The following is a 16,718-nucleotide window of genomic DNA, read 5'->3' on the forward strand; positions in this document are numbered from 1 at the left end:
GTGGTGGGTGATGACGGGATCGAACCGCCGACATTCTGCTTGTAAGGCAGACGCTCTCCCAGCTGAGCTAATCACCCGTTTGCATCTCCGAGGCCGCGAAATTTACGCAGGTAGCGAACCTAAGTCAATAGCAGGATTGAAGTTTTTCTGAAAAAGACAAAATTATGTATGTGCAGCAAGTGCGCTTTCGCGAGCAAGCCCGCTCCCACAGGGGAATGCATTCCAAATGTGGGAGCGGCGGTGCGACGATTCGACTTGCTCGCGAAAGCAGCACATTCAACATCAATCCCGGAGCTTACTCGCTGTAAATCATCTTCTTGGTCATGCCGCCATCGACCACGAATTCCTGGCCGGTGACAAATCCGGCATTCCTCGACAGCAGCCAGGCCACCATCGCCGCGACATCCTCGACCTTCCCCACCCTGCCCGCCGGATGCTGGGCATGATCGGCCTCGGTCAAGGGTTCGGCACGTTGCACCGAGGGGTCGCGCGCATCGATCCAGCCAGGACTGACGGCATTGACCCGGATCTCCGGGCCAAGGCTGATGGCCAACGCATGCGTCAGGGCCAACAAACCGCCCTTGCTCGCCGCATAGGCCTCTGTGTCGGGCTCCGACTGCCCGGCGCGGGTCGAGGCCAGATTGACGATGGCGCCGCTGTGAGCGCGCAGGTACGGTGCACAGTGCTTGGCCAGCAACATCGGCCCACTGAGGTTCACCGCCAACACCCGATTCCAGTGAGCCAGGTCGAGGCTTTCCAGGGTGATGTTGTGCGGATCGGCAACCGCTGCATTGCATACCAGCGCATCCAGGCGCCCGAACTGACCGAGCACCTCGGCTACGCCCAGCGCGACTTGCCCCTCGTTGGAGACATCCATGGCGATGAACCAGGCGTTGTCGCCCAGCACTTTCGCCACTTTCGAACCCCGCTCCCGATCCAGATCCGTCAGCACGACTTGCCAGCCTTCGCTGATCAGCCAGGCCGAAATCCCCAGGCCAATGCCCCGCGCAGCACCGGTCACCAGCGCTACGCGGCCATTTGAGCCGGTGGTCGGCGCAGACAACTCGATCACAACGCAGCCAGGCCGCGCGCCAGATCGGCTTGCAGGTCCGCCACGTCTTCCAGGCCGACCGCAACGCGGATCAGGCTGTCACGAATACCCGCCGCTTCACGCTCTTGCGGCGCCAGGCGACCATGGGAGGTGGTGCTCGGATGGGTGATGGTGGTTTTGCTGTCACCCAGGTTGGCGGTGATCGAAATCAGGCGCGTGGCGTCGATAAAGCGCCAGGCGCCCTCTTTGCCGCCCTTGACCTCAAAACTGACGACCGCACCGAAGCCCTTCTGCTGGCGCAGCGCCAGTTCGTGCTGCGGATGGCTCTTGAGGCCGGCGTAATGGACTTTCTCGATACCGTCCTGCTGCTCCAGCCACTCGGCCAGTTGTTGGGCGTTGGCGCAATGGGCCTTCATCCGCAGGTTCAAAGTTTCCAGGCCCTTGAGGAAGATCCAGGCGTTGAACGGGCTCAGGGTCGGCCCGGCGGTGCGCAAGAAACCAACCACCTCTTTCATCTGCTCGCCGCGACCGGCCACGACACCGCCCATGCAACGACCCTGGCCGTCGATGAATTTGGTGGCCGAGTGCACGACGATGTCCGCGCCCATTTTCAGCGGCTGTTGCAGCGCCGGGGTGCAGAAGCAGTTATCGACCACCAGCATCGCGCCTTTGGCGTGAGCGATTTTCGCCAGTTCGGCAATGTCCACCAACTCGGCCAGCGGGTTGGACGGCGATTCGACGAACAGCAATTTGGTGTTGGCCTTGATTGCCGCGTCCCAGCCGGACAAGTCCGCCAAGGGCACGTAATCGACTTCGATACCGAAACGCTTGAAGTACTTCTCGAACAGGCTGATGGTCGAGCCAAATACGCTACGCGACACCAGCACGTGATCGCCGGCGCTGCACAGGCTCATCACCACCGCCATGATCGCGGCCATGCCGGTCGCGGTGGCCACGGCCTGCTCGGCGCTTTCCAGCGCGGCAATGCGCTCTTCAAAGGCACGCACAGTCGGGTTGGTGTAGCGCGAGTAGACGTTGCCCGGCACTTCGCCGGCAAAACGCGCGGCGGCATCGGCGGCGGTACGGAATACATAGCTGGAAGTGAAGAACATCGGATCACCGTGCTCACCTTCCGGCGTACGGTGCTGACCGGCACGTACGGCCAGGGTATCGAACGCTACGCCTTCGAGGTCGCTGTCCAGCCGACCGGCATCCCAATCCTGACTCATGCTGTCACTCCTTGCCTTGCTCTTGATAGATAAAAGTCTTTTTGCCAGATACAAAACCGGCCCCTCAGGGCCGGTAGTTACTCAGTTGTTGTACAGATCGATGATCGCACTGACTGCCTGCGTCTTGACCTTGGAGGCATCGTTGCGTGCCTGCTCGATCTTGTTCAGATAAGCCTCGTCGACGTCGCCGGTGACGTACTGGCCGTCGAACACCGCGCAATCGAACTTGTCGATCTTGATCTTGCCGCCCCCGACCGCTTCGATCAAGTCAGGCAAGTCCTGATAGATCAGCCAGTCGGCGCCGATCAGGTCTGCCACGTCCTGGGTCGAACGGTTGTGGGCGATCAGCTCGTGAGCGCTCGGCATGTCGATGCCGTAGACGTTCGGGTAGCGAACCGCTGGCGCCGCGGAGCAGAAGTAAACGTTCTTGGCGCCGGCTTCGCGGGCCATCTGGATGATCTGCTTGCAAGTGGTACCGCGAACGATGGAATCGTCCACCAGCATCACGTTCTTGCCGCGGAATTCCAGCTCGATGGCGTTGAGCTTCTGGCGTACGGATTTTTTCCGCGCGGCCTGGCCCGGCATGATGAAGGTCCGACCGATGTAGCGGTTCTTCACGAAGCCTTCGCGGAACTTCACGCCCAGGTGGTTCGCCAGCTCCAGCGCGGCGGTCCGGCTGGTGTCCGGAATCGGGATGACCACGTCGATGTCGTGATCCGGACGCTCGCGCAGGATCTTCTCGGCGAGTTTCTCGCCCATGCGCAGACGGGCCTTGTACACCGAAACGCCATCGATGATCGAGTCCGGACGCGCCAGGTAGACGTGTTCGAAGATGCACGGGGTCAGGGACGGGTTGGTCGCGCACTGACGGGTGTACAGCTTGCCCTCTTCAGTGATGTAGACAGCTTCGCCCGGTGCCAGGTCGCGAATCAGGGTGAAGCCGAGCACGTCCAGGGAAACGCTTTCCGAGGCGATCATGTACTCGACGCCTTCGTCGGTGTGACGCTGGCCGAAAACGATCGGGCGGATGCCGTGCGGGTCGCGGAAACCGACGATGCCGTAGCCGGTGATCATCGCTACGACGGCATAACCACCGACGCAACGGTTGTGCACGTCGGTGACGGCGGCGAAAACGTCTTCTTCGGTCGGCTGCAACTTGCCGCGCTGGGCCAGTTCGTGCGCGAACACGTTGAGCAGTACTTCCGAATCGGAACTGGTGTTGACGTGGCGCAGGTCAGATTCGTAAATCTCCTTGGCCAGTTGTTCAACATTGGTCAGGTTACCGTTGTGCGCCAGGGTGATGCCGTAAGGCGAGTTGACGTAAAACGGTTGAGCTTCAGCCGACGTCGAGCTGCCCGCGGTTGGATAACGCACATGGCCAATACCCATGTGACCGACCAGGCGCTGCATGTGACGTTGCTGGAACACGTCACGCACCAGGCCGTTGTCCTTGCGCAGGAATAACCGGCCATCATGGCTGGTCACGATACCGGCAGCGTCCTGGCCGCGGTGCTGGAGGACGGTTAGCGCGTCATACAGCGCCTGATTGACGTTCGACTTACCGACGATACCGACGATGCCACACATGCGACGCAACCCCTACTTAATGGATCTGAACTGAGCACTACTCACTGAGGCGTTTTGGCCATCGGCAAGAGTTGCTCCTTGAACGGAATATCAGCGGGTACGCTGATTCCGCTGGCAAGCCACTGACTGCTCCACCCGAGGATCAGGTTTTTGGACCAGTCTGCAACCAATAGAAATTTTGGCACGAGCTGTGACTCTTTCCACCACCCGTCCTGCTGTACCGGCCCCAGGCTCAACAGCCCGACGGCGATAACCACCAGCAACCCGCCACGGGCGGCGCCGAAGGCCATGCCGAGGAATCGGTCGGTCCCGGAGAGCCCGGTGACGCGAACCAGTTCGCCGATAAGATAATTGATCATTGCGCCTACGATTAAAGTGGCGACAAACATGATGGCACAGCCCGTTATTATACGTGCCGATGGCGTTTGAATGTACCCGCCGAGGTACTCGGACAGTGAGCCACCGAACATCCAGGCTACGACTCCTGCGATGATCCAGGTCAACAGCGACAGTGCTTCCTTGACGAAGCCGCGGCTCAGACTGATCAATGCGGAGATGGCGACGATTGCAACGATCGCCCAGTCAACCCAGGTAAATGGCACAGTGCAGCCTACAGACGGATAAGGCGGCGCATTTTAGCAGAGCCCATGCTTATCGGTAAGCTGCGATTGTCAGTGCATTTCATATCGGGGCGATAGTTTTAGCCACGTTCCGGTTGAAAGCGCACCACAAACCCCTTGAGGTTCTGCTGGCGGTTGAGCAAGTCACGCAGCCGGTCGGCTTCGGCACGCTCGATCAGCGGCCCGACAAACACCCGGTTTTTGCCGTCGGCGGTACGGATGTAGGCGTTGTAACCCTGGCTGCGCAGGGTTTTCTGAAGTTTTTCCGCGCTTTCACGGTTCGACAGGCTGGCCAGTTGCACCGACCAGCTGACAGACAAACCATTGGCATCGACACGGCTTTGCGTGGTGTCCGGCTTGCCCGGCGCCGCGGTGATCGGCTGGGCAGGCGCCGTTGCAGGCTTAGCCGCCAAAGCCGGGACCGGCGCGGGTGCAGCCGGCTTGGCTGCTGGCGCTGGAACCGCAGGCGCTGGAGCCACCGGAACAGCTGGCACCGCCGATTCCTGCTGGGCGATTTCGTCATCGCTCGGCACGGGTTCCTGAGGCAGGGCTTGCGGCTCAGGCACCGCCACGGGCTCGACCTGTACCTGGGGCATCGCCGGCGCTTGCGGAGCCGCGGGCGCTTCGACCGTCACCTGGCGCTGTTCGTCCTGGCGGGAAAACAGCATCGGCAGAAAAATCACCGCCAGCGCGACCAACACCAGGGCGCCAACCATGCGCTGCTTGTATGCCTTATCCAGCAATGCCATTTGCCGCTTCCTCCGTGGAGCGCCGGGCCAGCCATTCAAGGGCCTCGGCGACACAATAAAATGATCCGAACAACAGGATTTCGTCGTCGCTCGTGGCCTGCGCGCACTGCCCTTCCAGGGCGGCCGCGACACTGTCGTATGACGTGACCGACGCACCAAGACCTTGCAACGCGGCGTGCAAATCCGCAACCGAACGCGCCCGAGGCGAATCCAGAGGTGCGACAGCCCAGTGCTGGACACTAGCATTCAATTCGCCGACAACACCACCCAGGTCTTTGTCCGCCAGCAACCCGAACACCGCCAGACGCTTGCCGACCGGCGGGCGGCTGGCCAGGCGACGAGCCAGATACTCCGCCGCATGGGGGTTATGCCCCACATCCAGCAATAGATTCAAGCGCTTGCCTTGCCACTCGAACTCACGGCGATCCAGGCGACCGACCACCCGGGTGGCCCGTAGCGCCTCGATAATCTGCGCATCCGCCCAAGGCAAGCCGAGCAGCAGGTAAGCCTGCAACGCCAGCGCGGCGTTTTCCATCGGTAGATCGAGCAGTGGCAGGTCGCGCAGCTCCACCGCGCGTCCTTGCCCATCGACACCGCGCCATTGCCAGTTGTGATCGGTCACACCGAGGTCAAAATCGCGCCCACGCAGGAAAAACGGGCAATTGAGCTCGCGCGCCTTGTCCAGCAGAGGTTGTGGAGGATTCAGATCGCCGCAGAGCGCAGGCGCGCCCTGACGGAAAATACCGGCCTTCTCGAAGGCCACGGACTCCCGGGTATCACCGAGGTAATCCGCATGATCGACACCGATACTGGTGACCAGCGCCATGTCGGCGTCCACCACGTTGACCGTGTCCAGGCGACCGCCCAGACCGACTTCCAGCACCACTGCATCGAGCCCGGAGCGCTGGAACAGCCAGAATGCCGCCAGGGTGCCCATTTCGAAGTAAGTCAGGGAAGTGTCGCCGCGCCCGGCCTCTACCGCGGCAAAGGCCTCGCACAGCTCGGCATCCGTGGCTTCGACGCCATTGACTGTTACCCGCTCGTTGTAACGCAGCAGGTGCGGGGAGTTGTAGACCCCCACTTTCAAGCCCTGGGCCCGCAGCAAGGACGCCACGAACGCACAGGTGGAACCCTTGCCGTTGGTCCCGGTGACCGTGATCACCCGAGGTGCCGGCTTGCCCAGTCCCATACGGGACGCTACCTGCTGCGACCGCTCCAGGCCCATGTCGATGGCTGAAGGGTGCAACTGTTCAAGGTAGGCGAGCCATTCGCCAAGGGTACGTTGGGTCATAGGCTGGCGGGTACCGGTGGAACCACGATCGGCTCGATAGGGGCAGCAACGAACTTCGGCGTCGGCAGGCCCATCATTTGCGCCAGCAGGTTGCCCAGACGCGGACGCAGCTCCTGACGGTCGATGATCATGTCGATGGCACCGTGCTCCAGCAGGAACTCGCTGCGCTGGAAGCCTTCCGGCAGTTTCTCGCGCACGGTTTGCTCGATCACACGCGGACCGGCAAAACCGATCAACGCCTTCGGCTCGCCGACAATCACGTCGCCCAGCATCGCCAGACTGGCGGAAACGCCGCCGTAGACCGGGTCGGTCAACACGGAGATGAACGGGATGCCTTCTTCACGCAGACGGGCCAGCACCGCGGAGGTCTTGGCCATTTGCATCAGGGAAATCAGCGCTTCCTGCATCCGCGCACCGCCGGAAGCGGCGAAGCAGATCATCGGGCAACGTTTTTCCAGGGCGTAGTTGGCGGCGCGAACGAAACGCTCACCGACGATGGCGCCCATCGAACCGCCCATGAAGGAAAATTCGAACGCCGAAACCACGACCGGCATGCCCAGCAAAGTGCCGCTCATGGAAACCAGTGCGTCTTTTTCGCCAGTCTGCTTTTGTGCAGCGGTCAGGCGGTCCTTGTACTTCTTGCCGTCGCGGAATTTCAGACGGTCAACCGGTTCCAGGTCTGCACCCAGCTCGGCACGGCCTTCAACATCGAGGAAGATGTCGATACGGGCGCGGGCGCCGATACGCATGTGATGGTTGCACTTGGGGCAAACGTCCAGGGTCTTTTCCAGCTCCGGACGATACAGCACAGCCTCGCAAGACGGGCATTTGTGCCAAAGACCTTCAGGCACCGAGCTCTTCTTGACCTCGGAACGCATGATCGAAGGGATCAGTTTGTCTACTAACCAGTTGCTCATGCTTTCTTTCTCCAGTACCGGCGGCCCGAACGCTCTGGTTCGCGGCCCCGTGTATGCCCTAGCGCTAAATTCATGTGTGCGGCGATGATCAGTGAATGGCCGGGTCAGCGAAACGTGACCTGCGTACCACCCCATGACCCTCAGCCGTTTTGTACAGTGCAGTGGACGGCGGCAGACTGCCAGCCGTCACATCAACGGGTGCTACCGCGTACCGCTTTGATAAATGCCTGAATCTTTGCGTGATCCTTGATGCCCTTGCTCGCCTCTACCCCGCCACTGACATCCACGGCGTAAGGCCGAACGCGCGCAACCGCCTCGGCGACGTTATCCGGCGTCAGACCGCCCGCCAGAATGACCGGCTTGCTCAGGCCTTGCGGTATCAGTGACCAGTCGAATGCCTCACCGGTTCCTCCGGGAACGCCTTCGACATAAGTGTCGAGAAGGATTCCACTGGCACTTGCATAAGCATCGCAGGCCGCGGCGATGTCATCACCCGCCTTGACCCGTAGCGCCTTGATGTACGGCCGGTGCCAGCCTTCGCATTCAGCGGCGGTTTCGTCGCCATGGAACTGCAACAGGTCCAGCGGTACGGCGTCGAGGATTTCCCCCAGCTCGCAACGGCTGGCATTGACGAACAGGCCCACGGTGGTCACGAACGGCGGCAGCGCCTTGATGATCGAGCGCGCCTGCTGAACCGTCACCGCACGGGGGCTTTTGGCGTAGAACACGAATCCGATGGCATCCGCCCCGGCCTCGACGGCTGCCAACGCATCCTCTATGCGGGTAATCCCACAGATCTTGCTGCGAACGGCTGACATGTCGATACAACTCCAAGACAAATCCGGGAAAGTCCCGGATGGTAACAAAAGCGTTCGAGGGCGTCAGCCGCCAAGTTCCGAGAAGCCGGTCAGGAAGTGCGGACCGATGTAGCGCTCGGGCAACTCGAACTCGTCACGGTACTCGACCTGAACCAGATACAAGCCGAATGGATGCGCGGTCACGCCACCGGTCCGTCGAATCCGGCTCTCCAGCACCTCTTTCATCCACTCCACCGGACGCTCTCCGGCACCAATGGTCATCAGCACACCGGCAATGTTGCGCACCATATGATGCAGGAAGGCGCTGGCGCGAATATCCAGCACGATCATCTTGCCGTGACGGGTAACGCGCAGGTGATGCAATTCCTTGATCGGCGACTTGGCCTGGCACTGACCGGCGCGAAAAGCACTGAAATCATGGGTGCCGAGCAGGTACTGGGCGGCCTCGGCCATGCGCTCGACGTCCAGCGGACGGTGGTTCCAGGTCACCTCTTCGTTCAAGTGCGCCGGGCGGATCTGATCGTTGTAGATCACGTAGCGATAACGCCGGGCAATGGCCTTGAACCGAGCATGGAAGTGCGCCGGCATGACCTTGGCCCAACTGACACTGACGTCATGGGGCAAGTTGATGTTGGCACCCATGGTCCAGGCCTTCATCGAGCGCTCGACCTGAGTGTCGAAATGCACCACCTGTCCGCAGGCATGCACCCCGGCGTCGGTACGCCCGGCGCACATCAGCGAAACGGGCGAATCGGCGACTTTGGACAAGGCGTTTTCGAGGGTTTCCTGCACGGTGAGCACCCCGGACGCCTGGCGCTGCCAGCCGCGGTAGCGCGAGCCTTTGTATTCGACGCCCAGCGCGATCCGGAAAAAGCCGTCGGCTGCCATTTCGGCGGCCGGGTTATCTATATTTGCCAAGGAGGGACAGCCTGATGATGTACCAAAGGCGGGCATTATAAGGCCGCCGGGCGGGGATGCCAGAGAGTTCTCCATTGACTGTTCCGGCCTCATCGCGGGCAAGCCCGCTCCCACAGGTTTTGTGAACGACATAAATCTCTGTGGGAGCGGGCTTGCCCGCGATGAGGCCCAAGCAAACAACATCAATTAATGAGCCAAACAAAAACGGCAGCCTCAATGGGCTGCCGCTTTTTTTCAACCTGCCGATCAATCAAGCCAGGCGCGAAAGCATCTCCTCGGCTTCACTCTTCTGCTCGGCACTGCCTTCGCTGACCACCTCATTGAGGATGTCGCGAGCACCGTCGCTGTCGCCCATGTCGATATAGGCCTGAGCCAGATCGAGCTTGGTAGCGGCTTCGTCAGTGCCCGAGAGGAAGTCGAAGTCATCATCGCCATCCAGCGCGGCATCAGCTTCGGTAAAGGTCGGCTCACCGATGCTGTTGGACAAGCTCTCCAGTTCGGCATTGACATCATCCAGCTCTGCCGCGAACGCATCCGGCGCGTCCAGTTCCTCGGCCAGCGACAGATCGAAATCGGCCGGCAACTCCAGATCATCCAGCGCGACCTCAGGAACAGCCGGGGTTTCGGCAACCGGGAAATCCTTCACGCCCTCATCCAGATCCAGCAGGAAATCGTCTTCAGCCAGCATCGCCGGCGACGGTTGCGCACCGAGATCCAGGTCGAGGTCGAAGTCCGACAAATCGTCGAGGTTTTCCTTGATTTCAGTCTGCTGCTGCAACACCGACTCAAAGCTCAGATCGTCGTCCAGCGGGAACTCACCAAGGTCTGGCAACGCCGCCACTTCAGGCTCCGCTGCAGGTGCAGGTGCAGGCGCCAAAGGCGTAATCGCGTCCAGATCATCCAGGCTCAGGTCGAAGGCGCTGTCGAGGTCATCCTCGAACGGTGCCGGTTCTGGTTCTGGCGCCGGTGCTTGCGGCTCATCGAGCAACAGCTCCTTGACGTATTGCGCGTCCAGCTCGGCAGCAACGGCGGCTGCGGCGATGCCACCGGCAGCCACCAGCGCCATGGCCGGGAAGCGACTTTTGAGCTTTTCAACCTGGGCGAAGTTGTCGCCATTGGCCACCAACTGACGCTCCTGGCCGACGAACGCATCGCGGTCGCCTTGCTGGCCGTAGACTTCCATCAGTTTCAAGCGCAGGTCGCTGCGCTTGGGCTCTTGCTTGACGCCGTCCTCCAGCAACGCGGCGGCCTGGTTCAGGCGACCGGCATTGATGTGCGACTGAGCCTGACCCAGCACGTCGTCGGAACGCTCGGCAGCCGGCGCCACCAATGGCGCGGCGATCGGCGTGGTCATCACCACCGGAGCAACCACCGGCGCTGGCGCGGGAGCAGGCGTCGGGGCGGTCGCCAGTTTCACGCTCGGCGGCGGAACTTCCAGACCCTCGAAGCTGCTTTCCGGCAAGTCGAGATCGGCCGAGAATGGCTGATCTTCGGCCAAGGCACGGGCCATGCGCAGATGTTTCTCGGCTGCTTGCTGGGCTTTGCGTCGACGCGCCAGCAACAGCAGCAGGAGCAGGAGAATCACCGCACCGCCGCCCACCAGGCCCAGCAGCAGCGGATTGGTCAGCAATTCATTGAACTTCTGATCGTCAGATGCCGCCGGTGTCGCCTCGACGGGCTTCTCGGCTGGCGCGGGCGTTGCCTCAGGGGCAGGCGCAGCGGCAACCGGTGCAGGCGCTGCCTCCGGGCTGGCAGCCAGCTCGGCCGACATTGCCGGCGCTGTCGCAGCCGCCGGTGCAGCTGCAGAGCCCTCGGTTTGCAACTTGGCCAGTTGATTGTTCTTCAACTCGAGCAGGCGCTGCAGCTTGTCCACCTGGCTTTGCAGATCGGCCATGCGGCTTTTCAGTTCGGCGTTATCACGACGACTGGTGTCGAGGCTTTCCTGAGTCACCGCCAGCTTGTTGCTGAGGGCCTTGGCATCTCCGGCAGCCCCTTTGCCAGGGTTCTTGCCGGACTCGGCAGACACCAGGCTCAACTTGTCGGTGGCCGCTTGCGCCGGAGCACCCTCGGTACGAGCGCGATTGGTGGCGTCGAGCTGTTGCTGCCCTGCCCCGGGTTTTGCCACATAGCGGCGACCCTGGCGCCAGGCCTTGTTCTGTGCGGCCACTTCGGCAATGGCCTTGGCTTGCGGCAGGCCAGTGCTCTGCGCCTGGTCCGGCATGCGCAGCACCTGGCCGGTTTTCAGGCGATTGATGTTGCCGTCGATAAAGGCATCCGGGTTCAACGCCTGGATGGCCAGCATGGTTTGCTGGATCGAACCGCCATTACGCGCCTTTGCGGCGATTTCCCACAGGGTATCGCGCGGCGTGGTGGTGTATTGGGACGGTTTGGTCGCACCGGTGACGGGCGCGGCAACCGTCGACGTCGACTGTGCAGCCGCTTCAGCGGTTTGCGGCGAGAATTTGGACGGATCGAGCAGCACACTGTAGTCGCGCAGCAAGCGGCCGTTCGGCCACATGACCTGAACCAGAAACTTCACCATGGGTTCGGAAAGTGGCTTGCTGGAGGTCACGCGCAGAATGCTTTTGCCGCTGGCGTTGAGCACCGGGGTGAAGGTCAAGTCGTTGAGAAACGCCTGGCGGTCGACACCGGCCTTGGCGAAATCGTCTGGTGAGGCCAGGCTTGGTACCACTTCGGCGGCGGTGAGATCCTTGACATCGAGCAGCTCGATTTCCGCTACCAGCGGCTGGTTGAGCGTCGATTTCAGGGTCAACTCCCCGAGCCCGAGGGCATGCGCCATACCGGAGGACAGCGCCGAGGCGGCCGCTATTGCTAACACCAGTTTGCGAACTTGAACCATTAGCTCATCCTTAGTTTGAACATTCCTCGGCCAGCGAGAAGGTATTGATAGTCGCTGCCGTAAGGCATTGCACGCAACGGCGAGGGTCGTCGCGCGCGGTCATTTCATTGATGCCCGGCAAAGCCCCGCAGAGTGGCTCTGCCTTCAGCACTCCGGCAAGCATAGGCTCGCGCGGAATCATTCGACAAATTGTTGCAAAGTATCTTTTACAGCAGGTCTTTTATCAACAACTCGGCCAGCTGCACAGCGTTGAGCGCCGCGCCTTTGCGTACGTTATCTGACGTCAGCCACAGATTAAGTTCCGACGTGTCGTCAATACCATGGCGAACCCGACCAACGTAGACCACATCCTGGCCTACCGCATCGCCCACCGGGGTCGGGTAGTCGCCGGCTTCCACCAGTTCGATGCCGGGAGCGTCTTCCAGGGCCGCATTGACTTTCCCCAGGTCGATTTCACTCGCGGACTGCAGGGTCACGCTATAGCTATCGCCAAAAAACACCGGGGCTTGAATGCAAGTGACGGAAATCTTCAATGAAGGCCGCGCCATGACCTGGCGCAGCTCACGCACCAGGCGTTTTTCCAGCAGCGTATGACCTTGCTCATCCGGTTTACCGACCTGGGCCAACAGGTTGAAGGCCATCTGCCGATCAAAGAATTTCGGTTCCAGCGGCCGCACATTCAGCAGCTCGGCGGTTTGCCGGGCGAGCTCGCTCACGGCTTCGCGGCCCTGGGCCGACACCGCCAGGCTGGCGGTCAGGCTGATGCGCTGCAAATCAAGCAAATCCATCAGTGGCGCCAGCACCACCGCCAGCGTGGTGGCCGACGGGCTTGGACTGCTGACCTGAAAGGGTTTGTTCAAGCCGGCCAACACCTGGGCATTGGCTTCAGGCACAACCTGTGGCGCCTTTTCGGCCGGCAGGGCACCGGAGAGATCGATAACCGAGCAACCGGCATCGCTCGCGCGGGAAGCGAAACTCAACGAAACCGCCGGGCCGGCGGCAAAGAATGCCAACTGCACCTTGCTGAAGTCGAACTGATCGACTTCCCGCACCCGCACGTTCTTGCCGCGAAACGGCACCGAACTGCCGGCCGACTCGCTGCTGGCCAACAGGTGCAGGTTGCCGATCGGGAAATCGCGCTCTTCGAGAATCTGCACAAGTGTTTCGCCGACAGTACCGGTGGCGCCGATCACGGCAATATCAATGGTCTGGCTCATGGGTTTTACCTCTGGCGAAACGGGGGGAGCGGCACTTTACCGGGTGGGTGGGATACAGGCAATTTCTGCCGGGGATTTGTAGTGTCTGTACCGGCCTCATCGCGAGCAAGCTCGCTCCCACGGGGGTACGCATTCCAATGTGGGAGCGAGCTTGCTCGCGATGACGGAATATCAGGCAACCCATAAACATCAGGTTGCCGGAAATAAAAAACCCGCGCCTCTTTCAAGGCGCGGGTTCTTTCATTGCATCAACCGATCAACGCTCGAGCAGGATCCGCAGCATGCGACGCAGCGGTTCGGCCGCGCCCCACAGCAACTGGTCGCCGACGGTGAACGCGCCGACAAATTGCGAGCCCATGTTCAGCTTGCGCAGACGACCAACCGGGATGTTCAGGGTGCCGGTGACCTTGTTCGGGCTCAGCTCCTGAATGCTGGTTTCGCGGTTGTTCGGCACCAGCTTGACCCAAGGGTTGTGCTGGCTGATCAAACCTTCGATATCAGCGATCGGTACGTCTTTGTTCAGCTTGATGGTCAGCGCCTGGCTGTGGCAGCGCATGGCGCCGATGCGCACGCAGATGCCATCGACCGGGATCGGGCTCTTGAAGCGACCGAGGATCTTGTTGGTCTCGGCCTGGGCCTTCCACTCTTCGCGGCTCTGACCGTTCGGCAGTTCCTTGTCGATCCACGGGATCAGGCTGCCGGCCAACGGTACGCCGAAGTTTTCAGTCGGGTAAGCGTCGCTGCGCATGGCTTCAGCCACACGGCGGTCGATGTCGAGGATCGCGCTGGCCGGATCGGCCAGTTGATCGGCAACAGCGGCATGGGTCGCGCCCATTTGCTTGATCAGTTCACGCATGTTCTGCGCGCCGGCACCGGAGGCCGCCTGATAAGTCATGGCGCTCATCCACTCCACCAGGCCAGCTTCGAACAGGCCACCGAGGCCCATCAGCATCAGGCTGACGGTGCAGTTGCCGCCGATGTAGTTCTTGGTGCCCGCATCCAGTTGCTGGTCGATGACCTTGCGGTTGACCGGATCCAGAACGATCACCGCATCATCCTGCATACGCAGGCTGGAAGCGGCGTCGATCCAGTAACCCTGCCAGCCGGCTTCACGCAGCTTGGGGAAGACTTCGCTGGTGTAGTCGCCACCCTGGCAGGTCAGAATCACGTCGAGGGTTTTCAGCTCTTCAATGCTGTAAGCGTCCTTGAGCGGAGCAATGTCCTTGCCCACGGACGGGCCTTGGCCACCGACATTGGAAGTGGTGAAAAACACCGGCTCGATAAGATCGAAATCCTGCTCTTCCAGCATCCGCTGCATGAGCACGGAACCGACCATGCCGCGCCAACCGATCAGACCTACACGTTTCATCGCAACTACACCTTCTTGAAATGTGGACCGCTGCCTTGTCTTGAATTTGGTAGCGGGCCCGAGAGATTACAGATTCCGCAGCGCGGCGACTACTGCGTCACCCATTTCCTGCGTACCGACTTTAGTGCAACCGGCCGACCAGATGTCACCGGTGCGCAAGCCCTGATCCAGCACCAGGCTGACGGCTTTCTCGATGGCATCGGCCGCGGCCTGCTGGTTGAAGCTGTAACGCAACATCATCGACACCGACAAAATGGTCGCCAGCGGGTTGGCGATGCCCTTGCCCGCGATGTCCGGGGCCGAACCGTGGCACGGCTCGTACATGCCCTTGTTGTTGGTGTCCAGGGACGCCGAGGGCAGCATGCCGATGGAACCGGTGAGCATCGAGGCCTGGTCGGACAGGATGTCGCCGAACATGTTGTCGGTAACGATCACGTCGAACTGCTTCGGTGCGCGCACCAGCTGCATCGCGGCGTTGTCGACGTACATGTGGCTCAGTTCGACTTCAGGATAATCCTTGGCCACTTGTTCGACCACTTCACGCCACAGTTGGCTGGAGGCCAGTACGTTGGCCTTGTCCACCGAGCACAGCTTCTTGCCACGAACCATGGCCATGTCGAAACCGACACGGGCGATGCGGCGGATTTCGCTTTCGCTGTACGGCAGGGTGTCATAGGACTGACGCTCGCCGTTTTCCAGGGTACGGGTACCACGAGGCGCGCCGAAGTAGATGCCGCCGGTCAGCTCGCGAACGATCAGGATGTCCAGGCCGGCCACGATTTCCGGCTTCAGGCTGGAAGCCTCGGCCAGTTGCGGGTACAGGATCGCCGGACGCAGGTTGCCGAACAGGCCCAGTTGCGCACGGATTTTCAGCAGACCGCGTTCAGGGCGGATGTCACGTTCGATGGCATCCCATTTCGGGCCGCCAACGGCGCCCAGCAACACGGCGTCGGCCGCGCGGGCACGCTCCAGAGTCTCGTCGGCCAACGGCACGCCGTGCTTGTCGATGGCAGCGCCACCGATCACGTCGTGGCTCAGTTCGAAACCCAAGGCGAACTTGTCGCTGGCCAATTCCAGCACCTTGACCGCTTCGGCCATGATTTCCGGGCCAATACCGTCACCTGGGAGAATCAGAATCTGCTTGCTCATGCTTTCCTCATGTCATCAGTCGGTGCGCCTTGGGCGCACCCGGAAAAATTCTATCGCTCGGCCATCAGTACCAGCACATCCGTACTGAACGAACCATCGGCCTCAATCTCAAAATATTCGCGTACTTCATTGCCCATCGACTGCTGCAACTCGCGGATCGCCGCGCGCATCACTTGTGGTGTGCGCATGCGCTCGACCCAGCTGTTGTATTCCAGGCGCAAGCGCTGACGGGTGGTACTGCGGGTGTGCAGCCCCGCCTCGCTGACCTGGCGCAACCACTCGCCAGCGGAATAATCGCGCACATGGCTGGTATCGCGCAGCACTTCGACGCTTTGCAGGTAAGTGTCGAACAGCGGGCTACCCGGTGACAACACGTCGACGAACGCCGCCACACCGCCCGGCTTCAGGACTCGACGCACCTCCCGCAGGGCCACGCCCAGGTCGCTCCAATGGTGCGCCGAATAGCGGCTGAAGACGAAATCGAATTCGCCATCGGCGAACGGCAGGCGCTCGGCGGCACCGTTGACCGTGGTTACGTTGCTCAAGCCACGGTCGACAGCAGCGGCAGCGACCACGTCGAGCATTTGCTGCGACAGGTCGTAGGCCACCACCTCTTTCACCAATGAGGCTACGTGAAAACTCACGTGACCTGCGCCGCAACCCAGATCCAGGACCCTGGCCTCGGCCTGCCCCGCCAGTTCGGCCTGTAGCAGCGCGAATTCGGTGCCTTGAGCGTGTACGGCGCTGCTCAGGTAGGCCGAGGCCTGTTCACCGAATTGCTTCTGGACTACCTGGCTGTGCTGGGCGGTGCTGGTCATGAGGGACTTCCTTCTTGGGGTGAGTCTTGGGGTGTCTGTTCTGGCCTCATCGCGAGCAAGCTCGCTCCCACAGGTTTTGTTTACGCCGCAAATCCAATGTGGGAGCGAGCTTGCTCGCGATGGCG

The 16,718-nt window shown here is 61.3% G+C and carries 14 protein-coding genes and 1 tRNA gene; all 15 read right to left on the minus strand.

What is annotated here, in order from left to right; all coding sequences use genetic code 11:
* Nucleotide 1: 1 nt before the first annotated feature.
* Nucleotides 2-77: transfer RNA gene (locus AC1RP7_RS17060), tRNA-Val, on the minus strand.
* 218 nt (nucleotides 78-295) lie between these two features.
* Complete coding sequence (locus tag AC1RP7_RS17065) at nucleotides 296-1,072, minus strand: SDR family oxidoreductase (protein WP_090454230.1); 777 nt, start codon at nucleotides 1,070-1,072, stop codon at nucleotides 296-298.
* Entirely contained in the window at nucleotides 1,069-2,280 is a 1,212-nt protein-coding gene (locus AC1RP7_RS17070; RefSeq protein ID WP_057715568.1) for an O-succinylhomoserine sulfhydrylase, read from the minus strand. Before AC1RP7_RS17070 ends, AC1RP7_RS17065 begins: the two co-directional genes overlap by 4 nt.
* Before the next feature lie 81 nt (nucleotides 2,281-2,361).
* Complete coding sequence (purF, locus tag AC1RP7_RS17075) at nucleotides 2,362-3,867, minus strand: amidophosphoribosyltransferase (protein ID WP_007975670.1); 1,506 nt, start codon at nucleotides 3,865-3,867, stop codon at nucleotides 2,362-2,364.
* 41 nt (nucleotides 3,868-3,908) lie between these two features.
* Entirely contained in the window at nucleotides 3,909-4,469 is a 561-nt protein-coding gene (locus AC1RP7_RS17080) for a CvpA family protein (protein WP_007975669.1), read from the minus strand.
* A 98-nt stretch (nucleotides 4,470-4,567) separates the two neighbouring features.
* A complete protein-coding gene (locus tag AC1RP7_RS17085) occupies nucleotides 4,568-5,236 on the minus strand; it encodes an SPOR domain-containing protein (protein ID WP_057715569.1) in 669 nt (222 codons plus the stop codon).
* Nucleotides 5,220-6,527, minus strand: coding sequence for a bifunctional tetrahydrofolate synthase/dihydrofolate synthase (gene folC / locus AC1RP7_RS17090; RefSeq protein WP_154860612.1), 1,308 nt, complete (start codon nucleotides 6,525-6,527; stop codon nucleotides 5,220-5,222). Before folC ends, AC1RP7_RS17085 begins: the two co-directional genes overlap by 17 nt.
* Nucleotides 6,524-7,444: an acetyl-CoA carboxylase, carboxyltransferase subunit beta gene (accD, locus tag AC1RP7_RS17095; RefSeq protein ID WP_008047319.1), complete on the minus strand. Its 921-nt coding sequence runs from the start codon at nucleotides 7,442-7,444 to the stop codon at nucleotides 6,524-6,526. Before accD ends, folC begins: the two co-directional genes overlap by 4 nt.
* Nucleotides 7,445-7,635: 191 nt before the next feature.
* Nucleotides 7,636-8,262: a phosphoribosylanthranilate isomerase gene (locus tag AC1RP7_RS17100; protein WP_150812503.1), complete on the minus strand. Its 627-nt coding sequence runs from the start codon at nucleotides 8,260-8,262 to the stop codon at nucleotides 7,636-7,638.
* Nucleotides 8,263-8,325: 63 nt separating this feature from the next.
* Complete coding sequence (gene truA, locus AC1RP7_RS17105; protein ID WP_032829430.1) at nucleotides 8,326-9,150, minus strand: tRNA pseudouridine(38-40) synthase TruA; 825 nt, start codon at nucleotides 9,148-9,150, stop codon at nucleotides 8,326-8,328.
* A gap of 280 nt (nucleotides 9,151-9,430) precedes the next feature.
* Nucleotides 9,431-12,040, minus strand: a complete 2,610-nt coding sequence (locus tag AC1RP7_RS17110) for a motility hub landmark protein FimV (protein WP_493181874.1) — start codon at nucleotides 12,038-12,040, stop codon at nucleotides 9,431-9,433.
* A 206-nt stretch (nucleotides 12,041-12,246) separates the two neighbouring features.
* Nucleotides 12,247-13,257 (minus strand): aspartate-semialdehyde dehydrogenase, encoded by a 1,011-nt coding sequence (locus AC1RP7_RS17115; RefSeq protein WP_429521219.1) that lies wholly within the window; start codon nucleotides 13,255-13,257, stop codon nucleotides 12,247-12,249.
* Nucleotides 13,258-13,513: 256 nt separating this feature from the next.
* Complete coding sequence (asd, locus tag AC1RP7_RS17120) at nucleotides 13,514-14,626, minus strand: aspartate-semialdehyde dehydrogenase (protein ID WP_057715575.1); 1,113 nt, start codon at nucleotides 14,624-14,626, stop codon at nucleotides 13,514-13,516.
* 66 nt (nucleotides 14,627-14,692) lie between these two features.
* Nucleotides 14,693-15,775, minus strand: a complete 1,083-nt coding sequence (gene leuB, locus AC1RP7_RS17125; protein WP_007997553.1) for a 3-isopropylmalate dehydrogenase — start codon at nucleotides 15,773-15,775, stop codon at nucleotides 14,693-14,695.
* Between the two features lie 50 nt (nucleotides 15,776-15,825).
* Nucleotides 15,826-16,593 (minus strand): class I SAM-dependent methyltransferase, encoded by a 768-nt coding sequence (locus AC1RP7_RS17130; protein ID WP_493181872.1) that lies wholly within the window; start codon nucleotides 16,591-16,593, stop codon nucleotides 15,826-15,828.
* Nucleotides 16,594-16,718: the final 125 nt, after the last annotated feature.

Source organism: Pseudomonas sp. GW822-FHT01E03 (assembly GCF_058802985.1).

Coding starts and splice junctions, on each gene's coding strand:
- AC1RP7_RS17070 (WP_057715568.1), bottom strand. CDS start 2,280: ATGAGTCAGGATTGGGATGCCGGTCGGCTGGACAGCGACCTCGAAGGC.
- purF (WP_007975670.1), bottom strand. CDS start 3,867: ATGTGTGGCATCGTCGGTATCGTCGGTAAGTCGAACGTCAATCAGGCG.
- AC1RP7_RS17085 (WP_057715569.1), bottom strand. CDS start 5,236: ATGGCATTGCTGGATAAGGCATACAAGCAGCGCATGGTTGGCGCCCTG.
- folC (WP_154860612.1), bottom strand. CDS start 6,527: ATGACCCAACGTACCCTTGGCGAATGGCTCGCCTACCTTGAACAGTTG.
- accD (WP_008047319.1), bottom strand. CDS start 7,444: ATGAGCAACTGGTTAGTAGACAAACTGATCCCTTCGATCATGCGTTCC.
- AC1RP7_RS17100 (WP_150812503.1), bottom strand. CDS start 8,262: ATGTCAGCCGTTCGCAGCAAGATCTGTGGGATTACCCGCATAGAGGAT.
- truA (WP_032829430.1), bottom strand. CDS start 9,150: ATGGCAGCCGACGGCTTTTTCCGGATCGCGCTGGGCGTCGAATACAAA.
- AC1RP7_RS17110 (WP_493181874.1), bottom strand. CDS start 12,040: ATGGTTCAAGTTCGCAAACTGGTGTTAGCAATAGCGGCCGCCTCGGCG.
- AC1RP7_RS17115 (WP_429521219.1), bottom strand. CDS start 13,257: ATGAGCCAGACCATTGATATTGCCGTGATCGGCGCCACCGGTACTGTC.
- asd (WP_057715575.1), bottom strand. CDS start 14,626: ATGAAACGTGTAGGTCTGATCGGTTGGCGCGGCATGGTCGGTTCCGTG.
- leuB (WP_007997553.1), bottom strand. CDS start 15,775: ATGAGCAAGCAGATTCTGATTCTCCCAGGTGACGGTATTGGCCCGGAA.
- AC1RP7_RS17130 (WP_493181872.1), bottom strand. CDS start 16,593: ATGACCAGCACCGCCCAGCACAGCCAGGTAGTCCAGAAGCAATTCGGT.